Source organism: Streptomyces sp. 13-12-16, assembly GCF_002114215.1.
GTDB lineage: Bacteria > Actinomycetota > Actinomycetes > Streptomycetales > Streptomycetaceae > Streptomyces.
This window is the reverse complement of record NZ_NCTE01000577.1, coordinates 1-4,925: the sequence shown is the minus strand read 5'-3', so window position 1 is coordinate 4,925 and position 4,925 is coordinate 1. Positions and strand designations below refer to the sequence as shown.

6 protein-coding genes and 1 pseudogene are annotated in these 4,925 nt (G+C 72.8%); 4 read left to right on the top strand and 3 right to left on the bottom strand.

All coding sequences use genetic code 11. The annotated features are described in order from the left end of the window. Positions 1-214, top strand: a pseudogene (locus B7767_RS47365) (ribonuclease HI); the annotation flags it as partial. Between the two features lie 66 nt (positions 215-280). Next, the gene (locus B7767_RS23125) at positions 281-1,264 is read left to right on the top strand and encodes an aldo/keto reductase (RefSeq protein WP_085573882.1); all 984 of its coding nucleotides are present in this window, start codon (positions 281-283) and stop codon (positions 1,262-1,264) included. A 12-nt stretch (positions 1,265-1,276) separates the two neighbouring features. On the opposite strand, the gene B7767_RS23120 is transcribed toward B7767_RS23125, so the two are convergent. Further along, complete coding sequence (locus tag B7767_RS23120) at positions 1,277-1,618, bottom strand: hypothetical protein (protein ID WP_085573881.1); 342 nt, start codon at positions 1,616-1,618, stop codon at positions 1,277-1,279. A gap of 147 nt (positions 1,619-1,765) precedes the next feature. Between B7767_RS23120 and B7767_RS23115 the strand changes: the two genes are divergently transcribed. Further along, entirely contained in the window at positions 1,766-2,272 is a 507-nt protein-coding gene (locus B7767_RS23115) for a DUF6328 family protein (protein ID WP_107486271.1), read from the top strand. Here B7767_RS23115 and B7767_RS23110 read toward each other — a convergent pair. Further along, positions 2,259-2,684: an SsgA family sporulation/cell division regulator gene (locus B7767_RS23110; protein ID WP_085573879.1), complete on the bottom strand. Its 426-nt coding sequence runs from the start codon at positions 2,682-2,684 to the stop codon at positions 2,259-2,261. The genes B7767_RS23115 and B7767_RS23110 overlap by 14 nt on opposite strands. Positions 2,685-2,791: 107 nt before the next feature. Continuing rightward, positions 2,792-3,763 carry an LLM class F420-dependent oxidoreductase gene (locus B7767_RS23105; protein WP_085573878.1) on the bottom strand — a complete coding sequence of 324 codons (972 nt, stop codon included), beginning with the start codon at positions 3,761-3,763 and terminating at the stop codon, positions 2,792-2,794. Between the two features lie 73 nt (positions 3,764-3,836). Here B7767_RS23105 and B7767_RS23100 point away from each other — a divergent pair. Then, the coding region (locus B7767_RS23100; RefSeq protein ID WP_085573877.1) for a serine hydrolase at positions 3,837-4,925 on the top strand (1,089 nt) is incomplete at its 3' end.

Below are 4,925 nucleotides of genomic sequence, written 5' to 3'. Positions count from 1 at the left end.
CGCCCCGGACCGCCCGGCGGGCGGTCCGGCGGGGCGCGGTTCCGGCCCGGCGAAGACGCCCCGGCAGCGCGGCGGCTCGTCTTCCCGCACGATCAAGGCCAAGTTCCCGGGCCGCTGCCCGTGCGGACGGTCCTACGCGGCCGGCGAACCCATCGCCAAGAACGACAAGGGGTGGGGCCACCCCGAGTGCCGGACGGCGGCCCGGAGCGCCTGAGCGGGCGCACCACGACGACGGGGGAGCCGCCCGCCGGCCGGGCGGCACGGATGACAGACTGACCCCATGGACGAGCGCACATTCGACAGGTCGCAGCAGCACGCCTCCGTGATCGGTCTCGGCACATGGCAACTCGGGGCGGACTGGGGCGACGTCGACGACAAGGAAGCCCTCGCGGTGCTGGAGACCGCCGCCGAGTCGGGCGTCACCTTCTTCGACACCGCCGACGTGTACGGCGACGGACGCAGCGAGCAGACCATCGCGTCGTTCCTCAGCGGGCGGCCCGACCTGCACGTACTGGTCGCCACCAAGATGGGCCGCCGGGTCGACCAGATCCCGGAGAACTACGTGCTGGACAACTTCCGCGCCTGGAACGACCGCTCGCGGCGCAACCTCGGCGTCGACCGTATCGACCTGGTGCAGCTGCACTGCCCGCCCACCCCCGTCTACTCCACCGACGAGGTCTTCGACGCCCTCGACACCCTGGTGGAGGAGGAGCGGATCGCCGCCTACGGAGTCAGCGTGGAGACCTGCGCGGAGGCGCTCACCGCGATCGCCCGGCCGAACGTGGCGAGCGTGCAGATCATCCTCAACCCGTTCCGCATGAAGCCGCTGCGCGAGGTCCTCCCGGCCGCCCGCGAGGCGGGTGTCGGCATCATCGCCCGCGTCCCGCTCGCCTCCGGACTGCTGTCCGGCAAGTACACCAAGGACACCGTCTTCGCCGCGAACGACCACCGCACCTACAACCGGCACGGCGAGGCCTTCGACCAGGGCGAGACCTTCTCCGGCGTCGACTACGCGACCGGCGTCGAGGCCGCCGCCGAGTTCGCCGCGCTCGCCCCCGAGGGGTACACCCCGGCCCAGCTCGCCCTGCGCTGGATCGTGTCGCAGCCCGGTGTCACCACCGTCATCCCCGGCGCCCGCTCGCCCGAGCAGGCCCGCGCCAACGCGGCCGCCGCCCGGCTCCCGGAGCTGCCCGCGGCGACGCTCACGGCGATCCGGGACCTCTACGACCGGCGCATCAAGGACCAGGTGGAGGGCCGCTGGTAGGAGCGGCGGACGTCACGGCTCCAGGAGCAGCTGCCGTTCCTGCTCCTGGTCGCCGGAGACGGCGCCCTCGTCGCGCGCGGTGAAGGACCGCGTGAGGGTGTCGCTCGCCCGCCGCACCGCCTCCGGAGTGCCCTGCACGGTGACGGTCACCGGCGCCGACAGCGGCCCCGCGTCCGCGGCCCCGGCCGCCGCTGCCGGCTTCTCCCCGGTGAACGTCGCCACGCGGACCGTCGCGCGCTCCGCGGAGGGACGCTGGTCCGCGTCCCCGAACGTGCCCTCCAGGACCCGGACGACCGTCCGGGCGTCGTCGGCGTCCCCGCCGCTGAACGTCACGGTGAGCTGGGTGTCCGGCATGCGTCCCACGACCTCCTGGCCTCGGTGTCATCGCCGTCCGTGTAACCGTGCCCCGCACCCCCAAACCGGCGACCCGCCCGGGAGAACGGTGGCTTTCGGGGCATCCGGAGAGGGAGACCCGCGGAAAGGGGAGGCACTGTGCCGGACATGGATCGGGGCGAGGACAGGCGCCGGGGGCGCAACGAGACGGAGGACGAGAGAGCTGACCGGATGTGGACGGAGCTCATCCAGGAGGTCCGCGTCGCCCAGATGGGGGTGCAGATCCTCTTCGGGTTCCTGCTGACCGTCGTGTTCACCCCGACCTACGCCAAACTGTCCGACACGGACGAGACGATCTACATCGTGACCGTGGTGCTGGGCGCCTGCGCCACCGGCGCCCTCATCGGCCCGGTCTCCCTGCACCGGCTCGTCTCCGGACGGCGCATCAAGGCGCAGGCCGTGCAGTGGGCCTCCCGGCTCACCCTGCTCGGCCTCCTGCTGCTGCTGGCCACCACCAGCTGCTCCCTGCTGCTCATCCTGCGCGTGGCCACCCACGACGGCTTCGTCCCGTACCTGGTGGCCGGAGTGGTGGCCTGGTACCTGCTGTGCTGGTTCGGCCTGCCGATGTGGGCCCGGTACCGTCACACCGCGGGCCAGGGGTTCAGTTCCCGGTGAGGACGTCCGCGAGGAAGTCGTCCACGCGGACCTCCTCGCACCCCGGCGGCACCATCAGCCGGGTCTCGTGCAGGAACTCGCCGACGGTCTCGGCCCAGGCGAACACCACCGCGTGGTGCCGGCCGCCGTCGGCGTGGGCCTCGCCGAGGAACTCCATCCGCAGCTCCCGCCCCACGCCCCGGGACTCCGGCCGCAGCCGTACGTCCCCGATGCCGACCGGGCGGGTGAGGCCCTCGGTGACCATCTCCCGGTCGAGCTGCCAGCGGGCGAGGACCCGGCCGTCGTGGCTGAAGACGATGGTGACGGCGAACGGGTCGGACGGGTCGTAGCTCAGGTGGGCGAGCACGGGGAAGCGGTCCGTGTCGCCCGCCTGGAGCTCCACCACCAGAGTCTTGTGCACGAACGAGTTCACGAAAGGGCCTCCGGGAAGTACCGACGTAGAGCCCTCTAGTACCCCGCATCCACGCAAGATGCTCAGCTCTACGGGTGAATCACCGGCCGTGCGGGACCGCCGGGGCATCAGCCGAGGGCGTCCCGCAGCGCCGGCAGCAGCGTCTTCTCCGACCAGTCCAGGTACGCCGGCTGCGACTCGCCGCCGATCTGCACCAGGGCGATCTCGGTGAAACCCGCCTCGGCGTAGGGGCGGACGGCCTCGACGAAGTCCGCCGGGTCGCTGCCGCACGGGATCGACCCGGCGACGTCGTCGGGCCGGACGAACTGCGTCGCCGACGCGAAGGAGTCCGGGTGCGGCAGCTCCGAGTTGACCTTCCAGCCGTTGCCGAACCAGCGGAACTGGTCGTGGGCGCGTTCGACGGCCGCGTCCCGGTCGGGGTCGTAGCACACCGGAAGCTGCCCCACCCGCGGCTTGCCCTGCCCGCCGTGCCGGTCGAAGTCGTCGAGCAGTTCCGTCTTCGGCTCGGTGGCGATCACCAGGTCGGCGAGCCGGCCGGCGAGGGCGCAGGACCGCTTCCCGGACACCGCGACGCCGATCGGCGGCGGCTCGTCCGGCACGTCCCACAGCCGGGCCGACTCGACGTCGAAGTGGGTGCCCCGGTGGTTCACGTGGCCACCCCCGAACAGGGCACGGATGATCTCCACCGCCTCCTCGAGCATCTCGTGCCGCACGTCCACGGACGGCCAGCCGCCGCCCACCACGTGCTCGTTGAGGTTCTCGCCGGAGCCGAGCCCCAGCCGGAACCGGCCCTCGGACAGCAGCTGCACCGTCGCCGCCTTCTGCGCCACCACCGCCGGGTGGTAGCGGAACGTCGGACACGTCACGTACGTCATCAGCGGGATGCGCGAGGTGGCCTGCGCGGCGGCGCCCAGCACGCTCCAGGCGTACGGCGAGTGCCCCTGCGACGCCAGCCAGGGGAAGTAGTGGTCCGAGGTCACCGAGAAGTCGAAGCCGGCCTCCTCGGCCCGCACCACATGGTCGACCAGCTCACGGGGTCCGGCCTGTTCGGTCATCATCGTGTATCCGATTCGCACCATACCGCCCGGGTCCCCGGGCCGGGGCGGGGAAAACGGTGGATCACCCGGCGGCGCCCCGGGCAGGATGCCCCTCATGACCGTTCACCCGCTCCCCACCGCGGACCCCGCCGCCCAGGGCGTCGACGCGTCCGGCGTCCACGCCTTCCTCGACGCCCTCGAAGCCGACCCGGACATCGAGCCGCACAGTCTGATGATCCTGCGCCACGGTCATCTCGTGACCGCCGGCTGGTGGGCGCCGTACACCGCGCGGCGCCCGCATCTGCTGTACTCGCTCAGCAAGAGCTTCACGGCGACCGCCGCCGCCCTCGCCGAGGCCGAGGGGCTGCTCGACTTCGACGCCCCGGTGCTGTCGTACTTCCCGGAGTTCGAGGCCGACATCACCGACCCGCGCAGCCGGGCGATGCTGGTCCGGCACGTGGCGTCCATGGCCAGCGGCCACGAGGACGAGACCGTCGACGAGGCGTACGGCACCGACCCCGCCGAACCCGTGCGCGGCTTCCTGCTCCAGCCGCCGCAGCGCGACCCGGGCACCGTCTTCGCGTACAACCAGCCCTGCACGTACACCCTCGGCGCGATCGTGCAACGGGTCACCGGGCAGACGCTCACCGACTATCTGCGGCCCCGGCTCTTCGACCCGCTGGGCATCGGCGAGACGCTGTGGCAGCGGGACCGCACCGGCCGCGAGATCGGCTTCAGCGGACTGCACGCCGCCACCGACGCCGTGGCCCGGCTCGGCCAGCTGTACCTGGACGACGGGGTGTGGCGGGGCGAACGGCTGCTGCCGAGGGGATGGGCCGCCCGCGCCTCGCACCCGCACATACCGACCGCCGGAACCACGCTGGTGGGGGACCGGCAGGACTCGATCCGCGGCTACGGGTACCAGTTCTGGGTCTCCCGGCACGGGTTCCGGGGCGACGGGGCCTACGGGCAGTTCTGCCTCGTCCTGCCCGAGCACGACGCGGTGGTCGCCGTGACGACCGCGACCGAGCGGACGCAGGAGTACCTCGACCTGGTCTGGCGGCACCTCCTGCCCGCCTTCCGCCCGGCTCCGCTGACCGGCCGCCGGGCCGCGGACACCGCCCTGCGCGAGCGCCTCGAACGGCTCGCCCTGCCCCCGGCCGACGGCGGCCCCGCGGTGCCGGAACGGGCCGGGGACTGGTCC

Bases quoted from the DNA above. Each gene is read 5' to 3' on its own strand.
- B7767_RS23120 (WP_085573881.1), bottom strand. From the start codon at position 1,618: ATGCCGGACACCCAGCTCACCGTGACGTTCAGCGGCGGGGACGCCGAC.
- B7767_RS23105 (WP_085573878.1), bottom strand. From the start codon at position 3,763: ATGGTGCGAATCGGATACACGATGATGACCGAACAGGCCGGACCCCGT.
- B7767_RS23115 (WP_107486271.1), top strand. From the start codon at position 1,766: ATGGATCGGGGCGAGGACAGGCGCCGGGGGCGCAACGAGACGGAGGAC.
- B7767_RS23125 (WP_085573882.1), top strand. From the start codon at position 281: ATGGACGAGCGCACATTCGACAGGTCGCAGCAGCACGCCTCCGTGATC.